This is a genomic window from Pseudomonas sp. LBUM1656, assembly GCF_059716065.1.
Genome location: NZ_CP166800.1, coordinates 4,244,135 through 4,262,636, shown reverse-complemented (window position 1 = coordinate 4,262,636; position 18,502 = coordinate 4,244,135). Strand labels below are relative to the sequence as shown.

Here is an 18,502-nt window from a genome sequence, read left to right as displayed (position 1 = left end):
TAACATCATGAATCGAGTAGCCCTGGTGACCGGCGCTTCGCGCGGTCTTGGCGAATGCATCGCCCGTCGCTTGCACGCGGCGGGGTATCGCGTGGGCCTGGCGGATGTGCGCCTCGACGGTGTGCAACGTCTGGCGGCTGAGCTGGATGGCAGCGGCGGAAGTGCCGTCGCCATCGAGCTGGATGTGCGTAACAAAGCGGATTTTGTCCGGGCCCGTGACCTGCTCGCCGAGCGTTGGGGCGGCACTGACATCCTGGTGAACAACGCCGGCCAGTCGAAAGTCGCGGCGCTGATGGACATCACCCCGGAAGAATTCGACGAGTCGATGGCGATCAATCTGCGCGGCACGTTTGTCGCGTGTCAGGTGTTCGGCGCGCATTTTGCCGAGCGCGGTTTTGGCCGCATCGTCAACATCGCATCGCTCGCCGGGCAGAACGGCGGCACCGCCACGGGCGCGCACTATGCGGCGGCCAAGGGTGGCGTGGCGACGCTGACCAAAGTCTTCGCTCGTGAACTGGCCCCCCAAGGGGTGACGGTCAACAGCATCTCGCCGGGGCCACTGGACTTGCCGATCGTGCGCGAAAGCGTAGCGCCGGAGCGTCTGGAACAGATATTGAAAATGATTCCGGCCGGTGAACTTGGGGATCCGGAGTACATCGCCGACAGCGTGTTGCTGTTGATCGCTGACAACGCGGCTTCGGTTACGGGCGCGTGCTGGGACATCAACGGCGGCCTGTTCATGCGCTGATATTCGCCGCGCCGCTACCTGTAGCAGCTGCCGAGCCTGCGAGGCTGCGTTCGGCTGCGCAGCAGTCGTGAAATCAGGCGATGCGGTCTTTAAGGAAGACCGCGCACTCAGGTTTTACGACTGCTGCGCAGCCGAACGCAGCCTCGCAAGCTCGACAGCTGCTACAGGCGAACGCAGCCTCGCAGGCTCGGCAGCTGCTACAGGGAGCGCTGGACGGCTCAACACACAAAATCAACCGAATTTCAGGTGATGCAATGATGAAAGTGAGGATCGAAAGGATCGTCGACGAAGCGCTGGATATCCGTTCCTTTCGCCTCGTGCGCAGTGACGGTCAACCACTCGACAGTTATGAACCGGGGGCGCATGTCGACCTGACCGGGCCGACCGGGGTGACCCGCCAGTATTCGCTGTGCAGCCCGCCGCAGGATCGCCGCGCGTATCTGGTGGCGGTGAAGAAAGAAGCGCAGTCGCGCGGAGGCTCGCTGGCGCTGCATGAACAAGTGGAAGAGGGCATGGAGCTGGAAATGGGTGCGCCGCGCAACCTGTTCCGCCTCGACCCGACGGCCGCCGAGCATGTGCTGTTCGCCGCCGGAATCGGTGTCACGCCGCTGTTGAGCATGGCCTATCGGCTGGCGGAAAGTGGCCAGCCGTATCGCTTGCACTACTTTGCCCGTTCGCCGGAGTACGCCGCATTTTCCGCTCTGTTGGCCAGCACCTTTGCCGATCATGTGCAGTTCCACTACGGCGTTGAGCCGGGTGATATGGACGCGGCATTGACGGACAGCCTGAGTCAGGCGGGCAGCGCTGCCCACGTCTACACCTGCGGCCCGGCGCCGTTCATGAACAAAGTGGTCGAAGTAGCGGCGCGCAGCCGTTCTGACGACGCCATTCACCTGGAACATTTTCAGGCCGATCCGGCCGCCAATGCCGGCCCGAGCGGCGGTTTTGAAGTCGAACTGGCCAGCTCTGGCGTGGTGCTGCAAGTGCCGGCGGATGCCAGTCTGGTCGACGTGTTGCAGGCCTACGGCTGCGACATAGACACCGAGTGCCGTGAAGGCATTTGCGGCACCTGTATCGTCGAGGTGCTGGACGGCGTGCCGGAGCATCGTGACAACTGTTTGTCGAACAAGGAGAAGGCAGGCAACAAGCAGATTTGCGCCTGCGTTTCGCGAGCGCTTTCCGCTCGTCTGGTATTGGACCTTTAACCCGCTAAACCCCTGGAAACATTGCGTGGGAGTCGATTAAATCGGCGCCCTACGACCGTCTAAGGAGGCGACGGTCACTGCACCTGTATTCATCGAACCGTTCGGCGAAACGGTCGAAAAATAACAATAAAACTGACGTGAGGCCTTGCGGTCATGATTACTTCTTCGGCAGTGCGCAACGATGCATTTGAAAGTTGGTTAAGCCAGGTCAATCAGGCCTGTGGGCGCTTCGATGCCCGCGCACTGGACGCGAATTTTTACGGCGAGCTGTCGGAGTTCCGCAGCGGCGCGATCAATCTGAGCGTGGTCGACATGGCGCACGTGCACCTGTATCGCACCAGCAAGGATGTGAGCACCAGCAGCGACGGCCATTACTACGCGGTGTTTCAACTGAACGGCAGTTCGCAACTTGAACAGGGTGACCACCGTGCCCAGCTGGGGTGCGGCGACATCGCCCTGATCGACGCCTGCCGCCCCAGTGACATGACCTACAACGACGACTCCCGGCAACTGTCGCTGATTTTGCCGCGTCAGGTGGTGGAGCGAGGTTCGCACTTTAACGCGGTCAACTGCGCCACACGCATCCCGGCCAACACGCCGTTGGCCGCGTTGGCCAACCGCATGGTCCTGGAAACCCGGCAGCAGCACAGTCTGGACATGCAGGAAAGCGAAGCGGTGCTCGACGCGCTGGTCAGTCTGCTCTTGCCGGGCATCAGCGCCCGGGACGTCAGCGTAGATGCCCACGAGCGGCAATTTCGCAAAACCATCGCCTACATCGACGAGCACATCGGTGCCGAGGAACTGTGCCCCGAGTTGATTGCTCGTGAGGTGGGGATTTCGGTGCGCGGGCTGTACCGGATGTTCTCCAAGCGCGGCCTGGTGGTGGCGCAATACATCAAGCACCGGCGCCTGGATTTTTGCGCCGAAAACCTGCGCCGCTCGGATGTCGAGCAGAAACTTTCTGCCCTGTGCTACGCCTGGGGCTTCTCGGATTCCAGCTACTTTTCGTCGGCGTTCAAGTCACGTTTCGGCGTGTCGCCGGGGGAGTATCGCAAGCGTTATAGCCACTGACCCACCGTCAATCTCAAACCCACCGCTCCCTGTAGGAGCTATCGAGTGAAACGAGGCTGCGATCTTTTGATCTTGATCTTTGGCGGATCTGAAATCGCTGAAGATCAAAAGATCGCAGCCTCGTTTCACTCGATAGCTCCTACAAGGAGCGGGGCATGGCGGGGATCAGTGCCTGGCAGGCTCTTCCACCGGCAAATGCAGCACTTCCCGCACCAGCATCGCAATGCTGCTCACGCCCATCTTTTCCTTGATCTTGGTCCGGTGCACGTCAACGGTTTTCACGCTGATGTTCAGCTCCCGGGCGATCACTTTGCTGGCCTTGCCATCGATCACCAGCATCAACACTTCCCGTTCCCGACTGGTCAGCAGCGCGAGCTTGCCTTGCAGGTTCTTGCGCTGCTGCTGATCGGCCTGGGCCTGCACGGAGGTCTTCAGCGCCGCCTGTATGCGGTCGATCATCTGCTGCGGGTTGTAGGGCTTCTCGACGAAGTCCAGCGCACCCTTTTTCATCGCCATGACCGACATCGGAATGTCGCCATGGGCCGAGACGAAAATGGTCGGCAAGGTGCTGCCACGCTGGTTGAGGATTTCCTGCAACTGAAAGCCGCTGGTCTCCGGCATGCGCACGTCCAGCACCAGGCAGGCCGGTTGCTTGGGATCGTACTGGCTCAGGAACTCTTCAGCGCCGGCAAAGCATTGCGCTTGCACGCTGACCGACTCCAGCAACCAGGCGAGCGAGGTGCGCAGGTCTTTGTCGTCATCGACGATGTAAACAATCGGTTTGCGGGTTTCCATCAGGGACTGCCACGGGATTTTCTCATTATTGTTTTCGCACGCGGGCACGCTGCGGCGGACGTTGGCGCCTATGTTGGCGCCTCAAAGCAGAATACCCATTGCAACGGGCCCTGACGATAAAGAAACCACCTAGTCGACTAGCGGAAAGCCCACCTCGCCATGGGGATCGTCAGAATGGTTGCGGGCCGCGCCGGGTCTTAGTCTTGTTCCATAACTTAGGGGCCGCGCAACGACGGTCCTCCTGAAGGAAGGGGCACCGACATGGCCGACCTGAGCCAGCAGCAAATCGACTTTCGCAACGCCATGGCGCAGCTGCCGGCGGCGGTGAACATCATCACCACCAACGGCCCCGGCGGACGCTGCGGTATCACCGCCAGCGCTGTCTGTTCGGTGACCGACTCGCCGCCGACCGTGCTGGTCTGCGTCAACCGCAACAGCGCCACCCACGACGTGTTCCGCACCAATGGCCACCTGTGCGTGAACGTGCTGTGCAGCGAACAGGAAGAGTTGGCCCGGCACTTTGCCGGCATGACTCAGGTGCCAATGGCCGAACGTTTTGCCTGGGACCTGTGGGACGACGGCGCGGCCGATGTGCCGGTGCTGCGCGATGCCCTGGTCCAGCTGGAAGGGCGGATTACCGAGTGCAAGGAAGTGGGATCGCACTCGGTGATGTTTGTCGAATTGTCGAAGGTGGGCGTGCGTGGGGCGGGGGATAGTCTGGTGTATTTCAATCGGTTATTTCATCGGGTTGAGCATGCTGGGGCGCATTGCTGAGTCTGGCAGGTAGACCGCGTTATCGTTCTTCGCGGGCAAGCCCGCTCCCACATTTAGACCGCGTTTTCCTGAACAACTCGGCCAACTGTGGGAGCGGCGGTGCGACGATTCGACTTGCTCGCGAAGGCGGTGCCCGCTCGGAGTAATGTTTAAAGGCGTTTAAGGTTACTTCCTGAAAGCTACAACGCCTTGCGCCATTGCCTACGACTACGCCAGAATCCGCCGGCTTGTGCGCTTTGGACGCCCTCGGTAACTTGATCCCGTCACTGATTCCCAGTGATCGGGTTTAGTAGCCCGAGGTTCATAGAGTGCATAGGCGTCTGTCAGAAAGGTATTTCCATACCTGTACCTGATGGTGGCTGTGCGTAGGGCGCCCTCGGGCGCGCCGGCTTTCTCTACGTTCCCCGGTCTACTAACCTGCGTACAGCCGCCACCCCTCGTATTAGTAGCGAGGCGTGGCTGCCCGAACAGGTAACGTATGAATATGTGCAAAGTGACTCCAAACCCGCCAGACACAGATCCGGCATCCCCCTACGAATCACTCGATTCCAAAAAGCTCCACGAAGCCGCCGAGCGCGCCCTCGATCACTACCTCAACCCCGACGCCCTCAAAACCCCGGTCGGCCGCAAACCGAGCACCATGTTCATGATCGCTCCGGACATCAAAGACGAAGACCTGCTGGCACACACCTGCGAATCACTGGCCTCGGCCAGCGTCATGACCAGCGATTTCGCCGCGCACCTGGAAGGGCCGCATCGGAACACGGCGATGGGTATTCAGCAGATCATCATGCAGGCGGAGTTGGCGGTGAACCGGATGATGGATAACGTCGAAGTGGCGAAGTAGTAACCGTAATACCGCGTCATCGTTCATCGCGAGTAAGCTCGCTCCCACATTAAACCGCGTCCGGCTGGACAACTCGGTCAACTGTGGGAGTGAGTCTGCTCGCGAAGACGATGTATGAGGCGACGCATCTTAGACACTTGTTAAAATAGGAGATCTAGATCGAGACTTTTAATTAAGCGTGTTACTAAAATCACTAGTGCTCTGGATGCACGCTTACAGCTGGACTAAGGAAGTCGATGTGATAGCCGGACGACCCATCACCAATAGCTAAATGAACTCCGTTGATGCCTTCATTCATTTGTGAATTGATTTTGTAATCAATATTTAAAGCAATAGCCTCGTTGACCCCGATTGCAAACTCCGTCAGCTTAAGCCCGCGGGAACCGGCCGCAAGATCCAGAAGCTTTACGTGGTCCTCGTTTTTTATTTGAAGTGAGGTGATAGTGTTGTCTTTGACTGATAAGAGTGCTCCTTCTTCCGATATTCGATCGCTCAGCCATTTAAGTGAGATTTTCAAACCCTCGGGGAGTGTCGAGTTGGTCTTTCTAAGTACGGTCAGAATTCCCGCGATTTTTAATGTTCCGGTAAAAGAAAACGGACAGGGCTCTTGTGGGTTCATGTGTGCGTAATGAACTTCAAAGAACTCTGCTACGGACTGAACAAAATCGTGGGATACGTCTTCAGCAAGTAGTGCGTAAGGCTGGGCGTGTGAAAAAATTGAGACTTGGGCGTCGGCGTCGTTACCAGACAGGAAAAATTTGTCATTTGAATTGAGCATATGTAACACAGAACGCTGCGTGCTCAAGGCATGTTCAAAATTGCTGCTCAGCAAAAGCTTCAAGCTATAGAGAGCATTAGCTACGGTGGGCTCGAACACTTGAGCCGCGCAGAATACACTTTTCTTGCTTTCTGTGTTTTTTGCTAGCTCGAACGTTTTTTTTGCAGCGTCGTTGCTAAAAGAAAACACAATACTGTTTTTTGGTAATTTCTGTAGCCCAGAAATATTGGCCGTGTTGAATCCTAGTAGCGCACATTCTCTGAGGAAGTCCTCAGAGTCCGCGATGATGGATGGCTTCTCATGGCCGAAGAGTGTCGATATCTTATTCGGTGGTGACATATAACCCTCCTGGTTTTTTAATGCACGGCAAGAAAGCTTGCCGTGCATTAGAGCTATTTACTCCTCAGTGTGAGCCCAAGCCAAAGGCACCCACCCGAAATTCTCCGGGCCAGAAGTGATCCGGTTAAGCTTCTCTTTGATGTTTTTTTTATTTTTCATTTGATCATCCTTTTTCATTATTTTGGTTTTTTTCTCCCTGAACTGCTCGGGAGAGGACTAATTAATACAGATTTTTTTGACGTGATAAACAGTTTGTTTGGAGTTTTTTAGAATCATTTTGGCTATGAATATTCTTGGGGTGTTCAAAGCGGTTATTTGTGTAAGTCCGGTCTGTAGTCTTGTTCTGAAAATTTTAAATATTGCTTTCTTTGGTTGTGATTAGTGATCTTGTGTCATTAGGTTTATTTATGGGCTTGGTTTTTAGCTCGACACTCAATTGTAGAGAGGGTTATATAGTGAATGCATCAAAGAAATATCTGACGGATACGTCTGTTCATCAAGCCCTATTAATGGTTGATCTAACCGAATCAAACAATCCCGACCACTCCGTCCGGCTCCTCCTAACTGAGATCCTCCAAGGACTCGTTGAAAAAGGCTGGCCCCTACCGCAACTACAGACGGGGCCGCGGATTGTGTCCGCCGAAGAAAATTACGGATTACTCGGCTATGACTCGGCCGAGGTCACGCTTGGGAGTGAACACACCCGTTGGGTCGATGAGTACTCGCTGTTGAGAACACAAACCACCAGCCAGATTCCGGCAGCGCTTCAGCGAGCGGCTCAAGTGCGGCAAACGGGGCAAACGATCTTGCTGGCCGCGCCGGGTATCACTTTCCGTCGCGATAGTCGGGATCGTTGGCATTGCGCGGAACCGCATCAGATGGATATCTGGGTGCTGGGTGACCCGGAGCTGTCGACGCATGAACATCTGTTGTGTCTGGTCGGCGACATCCTCAAGTCCGCTATTCCAGAAAAATCCTGGGTCTACAGCGACAGTCCGCATCACTACACAGAGGGCGGAATCGAAGTGAATGTATTGAATGACGGTGTTCCGGTTGAAGTGCTGGAGTGCGGTCGTATTGCCAGGTCTTTGCTGGAGCGCTTGAAAATTGATCCGTTGCGTCATGGAGGGCTGGCATTAGGGATGGGGCTGGATCGCCTGACGATGTTGCGCAAAGGTATTCCGGATATTCGCTTGCTGCGTGATCAGAACGTGCGAGTGCAGGCGCAGATGCATGATCTGAATCCATGGTCCCCGGTATCACGTTTGCCGTCGATTGCTCGTGATATTTCGCTGGCAGTAACATCGGGGCAGAGTGAAGAGGTGTTGACCGAGAAAATGCTGCAGGCCGCTGGTGACTGTTCTGACTGGATCGAGGAGATGCAGGTCAAAGGACGTTGGGAGTTCTCGGATTTACCCGCGCAGGCAATTGACCGGTTAGGGCTGCTGCCGGGCCAGGAGAATGTGCTTTTGCGCGTGGTATTGCGTGATTGTTCCCGATCAATCACTACCGCTGAGGCGAACGCTTTGTATGCCGATATTCAGGCTGCGATGCATGAAGGGGCGCCGGGGGCGGGTTATCGAATGGATTTGCCAAAAGCCTGAAACTGACCTGCTCGTGCATTCATTGATGCACCGCGTCATCGTTCATCACGAGCAAGCTCGCTCCCACAGGGGAATGCGGTTAACTGTGGGAGCGAGCTTGCTCGCGATGGCGATGTGTCAGGCAACATATCTCTCAAATCCGGAAACTACCGACAAGCTGATTCAACCGATCCGCCTGGCGCTCCAGCTCCGTACACGCCTGCAACGTCGACTGCAAATTCTCCACCCCTTGCTGATTCAGGGTGTTGATCTCGGTAATGTCGACATTCAACGCTTCAACCACCGACGTCTGTTCCTCAGTCGCCGCCGCCACGGATTGGTTGACGTTGTCGATCTCGCCAATGCGCTGCGTCACGCTGCTTAGCCGTTTGCCGGCCAGGTTGGCGATGCTGACGCTTTCCTCGCTGTGCTGCTGGCTTTCGGTCATGGTGGTCACCGATTCGCGCGCGCCGATTTGCAGTTCTTCGATCATCTGCTGGATCTCGGCTGCCGATGTTTGTGTGCGTCCGGCGAGGCTGCGCACTTCATCGGCGACCACCGCAAACCCACGGCCTGCTTCACCTGCGCGAGCGGCTTCGATGGCGGCGTTGAGTGCCAGCAGGTTGGTCTGTTGCGAGATGCCTTTGATGACTTCGAGGATCTGCCCGATGTTCACGGTTTTGTCGTTGAGCACTTCGATGTTGACGCACGAGGTGCTGATTTTGCCGGACAGTTCGTTCATCACCTGAATCGTGCGTTCCACCACCTGACGCCCGTCTTCGGCTTGTTGCCGTGCGGCAGACGCCTGTTGTGAAGCGTCGGAAGCATTGTTGGCGATCTCTTGTGCGGCGGCGCCCAGTTGGTTGATCGCGGCGGCGACGCTGTTGGTGCGGGTCGATTGTTCGTCGAAGTTGCTCAGCGACGCGTTGGAGGCGAGCAGCACGCGCTTGGCCCCTTCATTAACGCCGAGCGCCGCCGACGACACTTCGCGGATCGAGTGATGGATGCGCTCGACGAAGCGGTTGAACGCGGTCGCCAGTTGGCCGATTTCATCCCGCGATTGCACCGCCAGGCGCCGGGTCAAATCGCCTTCGCCCAAGGAAATATCTTCCATGACCCGCGTCAGCACTTGCAGCGGCCGGGTGATGCGAAACGCGGTGTACCAGATCAACAGCAAGCCGAGCAGGGCCGAGCCACCGTCCAACAACAACTCCAGCGCGGTGCTTTGCACACCTTGTGCATCGAGCTCCTTTTGCAGCGTGGTGACGGGTGCGAGCAGCACGTCTTGCGGCACGCCGACCAACACGCCCCACGGTGCCGCGCCGGCAATCGGTGCCAACGGTTCGAGGACCTTGATCTGCTGCTGATCGACGAACACCTTCGGTTGACCCTGATGCAACGTGTCCATGACCTCGGCATTCTCCAGCGGTTGACCGAGGCGGCTGACGTCCTGGCTATTGGCGGAAATCACCCCGCGCGGGCTGACGATGCTGATCTGTCCATGACCATCGAACAGTTGATGGGCGCTGGCTTCGCTGTTTTGTTGCAGGGCGGCGAGGTTGATGTCGAGCCCGACCACAGCGATGACTTTGCCGTTATCCAGCAGCGGGAAGGCGATGCTGGTCACCAGTTTGCGGCTACCGGAGGCTTCGTCGAAATAAGGCTCCAGCACGCAAGCCTGGCGGGTATCGCGGGCGCAGGTGTAGAAGGCGTTGTACGGCGCGCCGCTGGGGCCGGGCGAGGTGTTGGCCAGCAGCGCTTCGTCGCCGATCACTGCTTGCAGTTCGCCGGGTTTGCTCTGCACCCAGTACAGGGAAAAGCGCCCGGTTTCGTTGCTGCCCACAACGGCTTGGTCGACAAAACTGGCGTCGGCACCGTCGAGGGCGTCGGGTTCGAAAATGGTATAAAGCCCGAGCAGGTCGGGCTTGTCGATCAAGGCTTGATGAAGCTGGGTGCTCAGCTCCTGGCGCAATTGTGGGCGGGTCAATTTGCCCTGCTGTTGCAACTGCCTCAGGTACAGCAAATAACGCGACAACCCTTGGCCATATTCGTGAGTCTGCATGAAGGTGCGTTGCACCTGCATCGCCTGTACTTTGCCCAGCGCCTGCATGTGTTCCTTGGCCGCGTTGGCGAGCATTTCGCTGCTGGCTTGGGCCACTTGCTGGCTGCTTTGATGGGTCTGGTAAAGCGACAAGCCCATCAGCAAACCCACTACCAGCAACAGGCAGAGGCCGGCGAGCAGGGCGATCTTGCTCTGGATCGTCAGGAATCTTGAGTGCATTGGAAACTCCGTTTCCGTTGAAGCAACATCCGTCATAACGCGGTCCTTGTAGCAGCTGGCGAAGCCTGCGTTCGGCTGCGCAGCAGTCGTGAAGTCAGCACACGCGGTGTGTCAGGTAGACCGCGTGCTCAGGTTTTACGACTGCTTCGCAGCCGAACGCAGGCTTCGCCAGCTGCTACAAGGACTGCGTCATGGCGGGTGTTGCGTTTCAACCGTTAAAAAGTGGTGGCAAACACCACTTGGCTGTAGAGGTTTTTGTCGTTATTGCCCAACTGGGTGCCACCCTGATCGGCGCTCTTGTCCGGCTGGTACAGGCCGATCAGCGGCATCACCGTCAGGTGCTCGTTGACGTGCCATTCGGCGTAAAGGTCGACCTCATGGCCATCGGTGTTGCCGAGGTTGCGGTCGATGGTGTCGAAGTTGAAATACATTGCGCCGACGCTGAGGTTCTCCAGCGGCGAGACTTTCAGCGTGACGTTCTGGATGCGCGAGTTGTTGTTGAACGGGCCGGCATAGTTGCCCGCGACTTCACCCTGGAACCAGGTGCCAAAGCCGCGACTGAAACCGTAGAACAGCGTGTCATAACCTTCCGAGAAGCGGCTGTAGCGGTAGCTGACATACGGCGTCCAGGGCACGTCGGCGAAGGTCCAGCCGGCTTCCAGGTACCAGGCGTCTTCGGTGGCGGTGTGCGGTTTGTCTTGCGTGGCGTATTCACCCGAGAGGAACAGGTTTTTCACCCCGGCATTGCCCGTCGCGCGCAGGCTGTAGGTCTTCATGCCGTCGCGTTCGAGCTGAATCGGTGAGGCGTACTGTTCATCGACATCTTTAGTGTCGATGTAGGTCAGGCCGATTGTGCCGGCTTCGGCAACGTGTTCGAGAGTGCCGACGTACATTTCGGTTTTCGCTTGCGCGCGGTTGTTCGACTTCAGCCACATCAGGTCGCTGCGCCAGCCTTCCTTGCCACCGAGGCGCAACACCGCGGTCTCGTCGAAAGCTTTGCGCGCGGCCAGCCAGTAGGCGCCGCCACGGTTGAATTCGCCGTCGGCCAGGCCTTTGCCCAGGTTGAGCGCGTCGCCATTAATCAGGAAACCGTCGCCGACCACGATGTTCTGGCGGCCGAAGGACAGGTCGACGCCGTCCTCACCCAGCAAGTCAAACAATTTGCCCGAGCGCCAGCCGAGGTAGGCGTCTTCGAACTTGGTGGTGCGTTCCGAACCATCGCTGAAACCGGCCGCATCGCCGTCGCCCCAGGTGCCGGAGCTGAGCAGGTTCGCCGCGCCGTAAGCGGTGCCGACACCGGCCAGGCCTTTGTCGAAACTCAGGCCGTATTTGATGTAGCCCTCGCGCCACGACGAAGAGCCCTCGTCGAGGCGGCCGGACAACGCGTAGTTTTCCTGGCTGTGGAAAATGCCGAATACCGCTTCCAGCGTGGCGTTCAGGTGAGTGTCGTCATCGGCATACAGTTCGTAGGCATTGGCCTGGGCGGCACTGATCAGCAGCGCGAGCGTCGAGAGACGAAGCAAGGGGGACTTGAGCATGGTGTGGCATCCATTCTTGTTCATGACCACAGGGTTGAGGTCTTTTTCGATACTACGGCCCGGAACTTTTTCGGCCTTTTGTGTGGTTGCCAAAGAGTTGCCTGTGCTTGCCAATTTCAACATTCCCCCTGTAGGCGCTGTCGAGTGAAACGAGGCTGCGATCTTTTGATCTTGCTCTTTAAAAACAAGATCAAAAGATCGCAGCCTCGTTTCACTCGACAGCTCCTACAAGATTTTGTGTGGTTTGGCAGCCTTGCCAATACGACTGGCACGCAGGGCAAAACCTGCAGGGCACTGAGCCCTGACAATCCGTATCAACGCTGGTCCATACGGATTTTCAAGGTCGTCTTCTATGTTCACTTCGCAGAAATTCTCCCTCATCGGTTTGCTGTCACTGGCGCTGGCGCAAACCGTAGTCGCCGCCGACTGCGCGCCGGACCAGGGCCACGGCGCCCAGGTGTTCGCCAATGAATGCGGGGTTTGCCACTCGGTGAGCAAAGGCATGGCCGGCCTGATGGGGCCCAACCTGTCGGGCGTGGTCGGGCGCAAATCCGGCTCGCTGGAAGGCTTCAGCTACTCCCAGGCGATGCGCAGCAAAGACGTGACCTGGCAGGCCGAAACCATCACCCGGCTGATCACCCAACCCCAGGCCTATGTGCCCGGGACCTACATGCCCTACATGGGCTTGGCCTCCGCAGATGATCGCCAGGCGGTCGTGTGCTTCCTCAAAGAACAACGCTAATCAGCCGGATTTTTCAGGCTGAACCACTCGTTCGAACGACAGGTGAATTATGAGCAACGTTGAAATTCTGCCGCAGGTCGCTGCCTTCCTCGACCGCCGCCATGGCTGCTTCATTGACGGTCAATGGGTGCTGGCCGACGGCCCGACCATTGCCGTGGTCAACCCGGCCACCGGGCAAACCCTGTGCGAAACCCTGGACGCGCCGCTGGACGTGGTCGAGCACGCCGTGCAGTCGTCCCATAAAGCCTTCAAATCCGGCGTGTGGTCCGGTTTGCGTCCGGCGGACCGCGAACGCATCCTCCTGAATTTCACCGCGCTGGTTGAGGCGCATGCCGAAGAACTGGCGCAGCTGGAAACCCTGAGCCAGGGCAAGTCGATCAACATGGCCCGCGCGCTGGATCTGAACGCCACCGTGGAGTTCATGCGCTACATGTCCGGCTGGGCGACCAAGATCGAAGGCCAGACCTTCGACGTGTCGATTCCGCTGCCACCGGGCGCCAAGTTCACCGCGTTCACCAAGCGTGAACCGGTGGGCGTAGTGGTCGGCATTGTGCCGTGGAACTTCCCGCTGCTGATCGCCGCCTGGAAACTGATGCCGGCGCTGGCCACCGGTTGCACGGTGATCATAAAACCGGCGATGGAAACCCCGCTGACTGCCTTGCGTCTGGCTGAACTGGCCCTCGAAGCCGGCATTCCGGCCGGCGTATTCAACGTCGTCACCGGTGGCGGCGCCTCGGTCGGCGGCGTGCTGACCGCGCATCCGCTGGTGAGCAAAGTGTCGTTCACCGGCTCCACCGCTGTGGGTAAAAGCGTCGGCGTGGCGTGCATGGAAAACATGACGCGCTTCTCGCTGGAGCTGGGCGGCAAAAACCCGATGATCGTGCTGGCCGATGCCAACATCGAAAAAGCGGTACAGGGCGCGATCCTCGGCGGCCTGCTGAACAACGGCCAGGTCTGCGCAGCGGCGTCGCGCTTCTATGTGCATCGCTCGATCCACGATCAGTTTGTCGAAGCGCTGGCGGCAGCCGTCTCGGCGATGCCGATTGGCGCGGGCATGAACTGCAATGCGGCGATCAATCCGTTGGTGTCGCGTAAGCAGCAACAAAGCGTGCTCAAGCACATCGAACTGGCTCGCCGCGAAGGCGCGCGGGTGGTGTCGGGCGGTGAGTTGCTGGAAGGCGAGGGCTTCTATGTGCAGCCGACGATTCTGGCCGACATCGACCACAGCATGGCAGTGGCCCGCGAAGAAGTGTTCGGCCCGGTGCTGGGCGTGATGCCATTCGACGACGAAGACGCAGTGATCGCCCTGGCCAACGACAATCGCTACGGCCTGGCCGCCAGCCTGTGGACCAACGACCTCGGCAAAGCCATGAACCTGGTGCCGCGCATCGAAGCCGGCACCGTGTGGGTCAACGCCCACGTCCTGCTCGACCCGGCCATGCCGTTTGGTGGCGTCAAGCAATCGGGCATGGGCCGCGAGTTTGGTCGCGCCGTGATCGAGGCGTATACCGAGCTGAAGTCGGTGTGCATCGCCCACTGATTCATGTGTACACGACGGCCCCTGCAACGGGGGCTGTTGGCTTGACTGACTAACGGCGACGCGGGCGACGTGGAATGCATTGCTTCCGGTTAATAGGAAGCATTACTATTCACGCCCCGTCTCCACAGCACACCGCAATGACCCCCAAGTTGCCCCGCAGACACGGCTTTTTCGAGCATTACGAAGAGTTGGTTGGCACCTGGACCCGTCGCCTGAGAAATCGTCAGCAGGCCGAGGACCTGGCCCACGACACCTTCGTGCGGGTGCTTGAGTCCGATTCGTCGGCAGTGGAGCAACCTCGGGCGTATCTGCACCAGACGGCGCGCAATATCGCGGTGGATGGTTATCGGCGTGAGGACCGGCGGGGCGCCATGGAGTCGGAGGCGGTTGATCACAGTGTGTCGTCGTCCGGCGACCCGGAGCATTTCATGCATGCGATCCAGTTGGCTGATTCCATCGAACGGGCGCTCACCGAGCTGCCGGTCAACTGCCGCAAGGTGTTCGTCTGGCAGAAGATCGAAGGCCTGACCCAGGCGGAAATCGCCGAACGCCTGGGACTGTCCAAGAACATGGTGGAAAAGTATATGATCCGCACCTTGCGGCATCTGCGCGACCGCCTCGACGGACTGCACCCATGATCGGCCGCGCCTTCTCACCCCCAGCCAAACAGGAACTTCCATGATGGATACTCGTGATTGTGCGTGCGGGCAAACAACGGTTCGCGACGACGCGGCGCGGTGGTTTGTGCGTTTGCAGGAGCCGGCCGTGGACGTCGAAGAGTACCGGCGTTTCGAAGCCTGGCTGGCTGAACATCCTCAGCATCGCGACGAATTTCAACTGCTCCAGGGACTGTGGTCGGCGGCCGATCTGCTGCCCGCCAAGCGTCTGCAAGCCTTGTGCGAAACCCCGCCGGCCCGTCGCAAACGTCAGCCGCTGGTGCGTTACGCGGTGGCGGCCAGTGTGTTGGCCGTGGCACTCGGGTTGGGGCTGTTCAGCGGTTTGAATCACCCGGCGATCTACAGCGCTGAATATTCCACGGCCTTGGGTGAGCGCCGTCATGTGGCGTTGCCCGACGGCTCGGTCATCGACCTGAACAGCCGCAGCCGGGTTCAGGTGCGCTATGAAAAGGACCGTCGCGGCATCGAGCTGACGGAAGGCGAAGCGATGTTCAGCGTCGAGCACGACAGCAGCCGGCCGTTTGTAGTCGAAGCGGGCAGCGGCAAAGTGACGGTCACCGGCACGCGCTTCGATGTGCGTCGTGACCTGACCGAAACCCGGGTTGCGGTGGAGCAGGGCACGGTCAAGGTTCAGGGCCAGGGGCCTGATGTCGTCAGCCTCACTGCGGGCCTCGGCACTCGCGTCGATGCCAAAGGTGTGGTTGCAGCCGCTTACGCAGTCAATCCGGCAGAACTGACCGCATGGCGCAGCGGCAAACTGGTGTTCAACAACGCCAGCCTCAGCGAGGTCGCCGCCGAAGTCTCGCGCTACCGCGAGAAGCCACTGACGGTCGGTAACGACAAAGTGGGCAATCTGCGCCTGACCAGCGTGTTCAAATCCGACAACACCGACGCGCTGCTCAAGGCCTTGCCGAGCATCCTTCCGGTGGCCGTGCGGACCCTCGATGACGGCAGCCAGCAAATAATTTCAAAATAGATTCAGGTTTTTTTTGAGTTCTTCGTCTTCTTGTCCAACTGCAACTGGTTTGCATTAACAGCCGCACACTCTTGCGATCTACAGGACAATGTTCGACGTGAAGAAAACCACCGCTAAAAACAACAATTCCCCTTGGTTGCGGCTCGCGCTCGCCCTGGCCGTCAGTGCCGCGTTACCCCAGGCGTTCGCCGCCGATGGTATCCATATTCCAGCGCAGCCGTTGGGCCAGGCGTTGAGTGAGCTGGGTCAGCAAACGTCGCTGCAGGTTTTCTTCAGTCCTGAACTGGTGGCCGGCAAACAGGCGCCCGCCGTCGACGGCGACCTCTCGCCGGAGCAGGCCTTGCGCCAATTGCTGCAAGGCAGCGGCCTGCAATATCAGATCGATGAAGGCTCGGTGACCCTGACGCCCACGCCGACTTCCGCTGCGGCTGGCCCGCTGGAACTGGGCGTGACCGACATCAAGGTGGTCGGCGACTGGCTCGGCGATGCCGACGCGGCGGTGGTGCAGAACCATCCCGGCGCACGGACGGTGATCCGCCGCGAAGCGATGGTCGAGCAGGGCGCCATGAACGTCGGCGACGTGTTGAAGCGCGTACCCGGCGTGCAAGTGCAGGACGCCAACGGCACCGGCGGCAGCGACATTTCCCTGAACGTCGGTGTGCGCGGCCTGACGTCGCGCCTGTCGCCTCGGTCCACGGTGTTGATCGACGGCGTGCCGGCAGCCTTCGCGCCGTACGGCCAGCCGCAGCTGTCGATGGCGCCGATTTCCTCCGGCAACCTCGACAGCATCGACGTGGTGCGCGGCGCCGGTTCGGTGCGTTATGGACCGCAAAACGTCGGTGGTGTGATCAACTTCGTGACGCGGGCGATCCCGGAGAAAGCCACCGGTGAAATCGGCACCACCCTGGAAACCTCCCAGCACGGCGGCTGGAAACACATCGATACGGCATTCCTCGGCGGCACCGCCGACAACGGCATCGGCGTGGCGCTGTTGTACTCGGGCGTGAACGGCAACGGTTACCGCGAGCGCAACAACGGCAATGACATCGACGACGTGATTCTCAAGACGCACTGGGCGCCGACCGACGTCGACGATTTCAGCCTCAACTTTCACTACTACGATGCCAGCGCCGACATGCCCGGCGGCCTGACACAGGCGCAGTACGACGCCAATCCGTTTCAGTCCGACCGCAACAACGACAACTTCAGCGGGCGCCGCAAGGATGTCTCGTTCAAGTGGACGCGCCAGCTCGACGATCGCACCCAGGCCGAAGTGCTGACGTACTACACCGACAGCTTCCGTGGCAGCAACATCGCCGCTCGCGATCAGAAAACCCTGGGCTCGTTCCCGCGCACTTACTACACCGTCGGCATTGAGCCGCGGGTGTCCCGTGTGTTCGACGTCGGCCCGACCACCCAGGAAGTCAGTGTCGGTTATCGCTACCTCAAGGAAGCCATGCACGAGCAGGCAAGCCGCCTGGCGCTGGTCAACAACGAGCCGGTGATTCGTCCCGGCTCGGACGGGCATGTGTACCAGGACCGTACCGGCGGCACTGAAGCCAACTCGGTCTACATCGACAACAAAATCGACGTCGGTAACTGGACCATCACCCCCGGCATCCGCTTCGAGCACATCAGCACCGACTGGCACGACCGCGCCGTGCTCGATACCGCTGGCAGACGCGTACCGGAGAAGAACCGCAGCATCGAAAGCAACGAGCCGCTGCCGGCCCTGAGCGTGATGTATCACCTGTCGGAGGAGTGGAAGCTGTTCGCCAACTACGAAACATCGTTTGGCAGCCTGCAGTATTTCCAGCTGGGACAGGGCGGCGCGGGGGACGAACCGGCCAATGGCCTGGAACCGGAAAAGGCCAAGACCTATGAGGTCGGCACGCGCTACAACAATGAGGTGTGGGGCGGCGAGTTGACGGCGTTCTACATCGACTTCGATAAAGAGTTGCAGTACATCAGCAACGACGCGGGCTGGACCAACCTCGGCGCGACCACGCACCAGGGTATCGAGGCGTCGGTGCACTACAACATGGCGGCACTCGACCCGCGCCTCGACGGCCTGACCGCCAACGCCGGGTTCACTTACACGCGCGCCGTGTATGAAGGTGAAATTCCAGGCTTCAAGGGCCGTGACCTGCCGTTCTACTCGCGCCAGGTGGCGACCGTCGGGCTGCGTTATGACATCAACCGCTGGACCTACAACCTCGATGGCTTTGCCCAGTCCAGGCAGCGCTCACCGGGCGTCGCGGTCAACGCCGACGGCAGCTTCACCAACAACTACATCACCGAAGGCACCGCCGATGGTCAGTACGGCGACATTCCGGGTTACGTGACCTGGAACGTACGTGGCGGCTATGACTTCGGTGCGCAGCTGTCGAACCTGAAGGTTGGCGCCGGGGTGAAAAACATCTTCGACAAGCAGTACTTCACCCGCTCCAGCGACAACAACTCGGGGATGTACGTGGGTGCGCCGCGCACGTTCTTTGTGCAGGCCAGCGTCGGGTTCTGATAGACCGGGGTGACTTCATTCGCGAGCAAGCTCGCTCCCACATTGGATCTGTGTCGTTCACAAATCCTTGTGGGAGCGAGTCGGCTT

14 protein-coding genes and 2 pseudogenes are annotated in these 18,502 nt (G+C 59.2%); 11 read left to right on the top strand and 5 right to left on the bottom strand.

Annotation, left to right across the window (positions count from 1 at the left end; genetic code table 11):
* The first annotated feature begins 7 nt into the window (after positions 1 to 7).
* The 3 genes from ACA072_RS19310 (at position 8) to feaR (ending at position 3,024) form a co-directional block, all read left to right on the top strand.
* The gene (locus ACA072_RS19310) at positions 8 to 748 is read left to right on the top strand and encodes an SDR family NAD(P)-dependent oxidoreductase (protein ID WP_497619879.1); all 741 of its coding nucleotides are present in this window, start codon (positions 8 to 10) and stop codon (positions 746 to 748) included.
* A gap of 254 nt (positions 749 to 1,002) precedes the next feature.
* On the top strand, positions 1,003 to 1,953 hold the full coding sequence (locus ACA072_RS19305; protein WP_497619878.1) for a PDR/VanB family oxidoreductase: 951 nt from the start codon (positions 1,003 to 1,005) through the stop codon (positions 1,951 to 1,953).
* Between the two features lie 153 nt (positions 1,954 to 2,106).
* Positions 2,107 to 3,024 (top strand): transcriptional regulator FeaR, encoded by a 918-nt coding sequence (gene feaR / locus ACA072_RS19300; protein ID WP_497619877.1) that lies wholly within the window; start codon positions 2,107 to 2,109, stop codon positions 3,022 to 3,024.
* Positions 3,025 to 3,189: 165 nt separating this feature from the next.
* Here feaR and ACA072_RS19295 read toward each other — a convergent pair whose 3' ends face one another.
* Complete coding sequence (locus ACA072_RS19295) at positions 3,190 to 3,819, bottom strand: response regulator transcription factor (protein WP_497619876.1); 630 nt, start codon at positions 3,817 to 3,819, stop codon at positions 3,190 to 3,192.
* Positions 3,820 to 4,080: 261 nt separating this feature from the next.
* Here ACA072_RS19295 and hpaC point away from each other — a divergent pair, with 261 nt between their 5' ends.
* Entirely contained in the window at positions 4,081 to 4,593 is a 513-nt protein-coding gene (gene hpaC / locus ACA072_RS19290) for a 4-hydroxyphenylacetate 3-monooxygenase, reductase component (RefSeq protein WP_438659395.1), read from the top strand.
* A 484-nt stretch (positions 4,594 to 5,077) separates the two neighbouring features.
* Entirely contained in the window at positions 5,078 to 5,440 is a 363-nt protein-coding gene (locus tag ACA072_RS19285; RefSeq protein WP_497625015.1) for a DUF6124 family protein, read from the top strand.
* A gap of 193 nt (positions 5,441 to 5,633) precedes the next feature.
* Here ACA072_RS19285 and ACA072_RS19280 read toward each other — a convergent pair whose 3' ends face one another.
* Positions 5,634 to 6,605, bottom strand: coding sequence for a CgnE/CgnB domain-containing protein (locus ACA072_RS19280; RefSeq protein WP_497619875.1), 972 nt, complete (start codon positions 6,603 to 6,605; stop codon positions 5,634 to 5,636).
* A gap of 407 nt (positions 6,606 to 7,012) precedes the next feature.
* Here ACA072_RS19280 and srmL point away from each other — a divergent pair, with 407 nt between their 5' ends.
* Positions 7,013 to 8,161: a PheS-related mystery ligase SrmL gene (srmL, locus tag ACA072_RS19275; RefSeq protein WP_497619874.1), complete on the top strand. Its 1,149-nt coding sequence runs from the start codon at positions 7,013 to 7,015 to the stop codon at positions 8,159 to 8,161.
* A 133-nt stretch (positions 8,162 to 8,294) separates the two neighbouring features.
* Here the strand turns inward: srmL and ACA072_RS19270 are convergent.
* The 3 genes and pseudogenes from ACA072_RS19270 to ACA072_RS19260 form a co-directional block, all read right to left on the bottom strand.
* Positions 8,295 to 8,891: pseudogene (locus tag ACA072_RS19270) on the bottom strand (methyl-accepting chemotaxis protein); the annotation flags it as partial.
* A 261-nt stretch (positions 8,892 to 9,152) separates the two neighbouring features.
* Positions 9,153 to 10,202 (bottom strand): annotated as a pseudogene (locus ACA072_RS19265) (methyl-accepting chemotaxis protein); the annotation flags it as partial.
* A gap of 434 nt (positions 10,203 to 10,636) precedes the next feature.
* On the bottom strand, positions 10,637 to 11,959 hold the full coding sequence (locus ACA072_RS19260) for an alginate export family protein (RefSeq protein WP_497619872.1): 1,323 nt from the start codon (positions 11,957 to 11,959) through the stop codon (positions 10,637 to 10,639).
* Between the two features lie 352 nt (positions 11,960 to 12,311).
* Here ACA072_RS19260 and ACA072_RS19255 point away from each other — a divergent pair, with 352 nt between their 5' ends.
* From ACA072_RS19255 to ACA072_RS19235, 5 genes are all read left to right on the top strand, one after another.
* Positions 12,312 to 12,701: a c-type cytochrome gene (locus tag ACA072_RS19255; protein WP_497619870.1), complete on the top strand. Its 390-nt coding sequence runs from the start codon at positions 12,312 to 12,314 to the stop codon at positions 12,699 to 12,701.
* A gap of 49 nt (positions 12,702 to 12,750) precedes the next feature.
* Positions 12,751 to 14,241 (top strand): aldehyde dehydrogenase family protein, encoded by a 1,491-nt coding sequence (locus tag ACA072_RS19250; protein ID WP_497619869.1) that lies wholly within the window; start codon positions 12,751 to 12,753, stop codon positions 14,239 to 14,241.
* Positions 14,242 to 14,378: 137 nt separating this feature from the next.
* Complete coding sequence (locus ACA072_RS19245; protein WP_131059869.1) at positions 14,379 to 14,879, top strand: sigma-70 family RNA polymerase sigma factor; 501 nt, start codon at positions 14,379 to 14,381, stop codon at positions 14,877 to 14,879.
* Between the two features lie 40 nt (positions 14,880 to 14,919).
* Positions 14,920 to 15,894, top strand: coding sequence for a FecR family protein (locus ACA072_RS19240; protein WP_497619866.1), 975 nt, complete (start codon positions 14,920 to 14,922; stop codon positions 15,892 to 15,894).
* A 97-nt stretch (positions 15,895 to 15,991) separates the two neighbouring features.
* Positions 15,992 to 18,415: a TonB-dependent siderophore receptor gene (locus ACA072_RS19235; protein ID WP_497619864.1), complete on the top strand. Its 2,424-nt coding sequence runs from the start codon at positions 15,992 to 15,994 to the stop codon at positions 18,413 to 18,415.
* Positions 18,416 to 18,502: the final 87 nt, after the last annotated feature.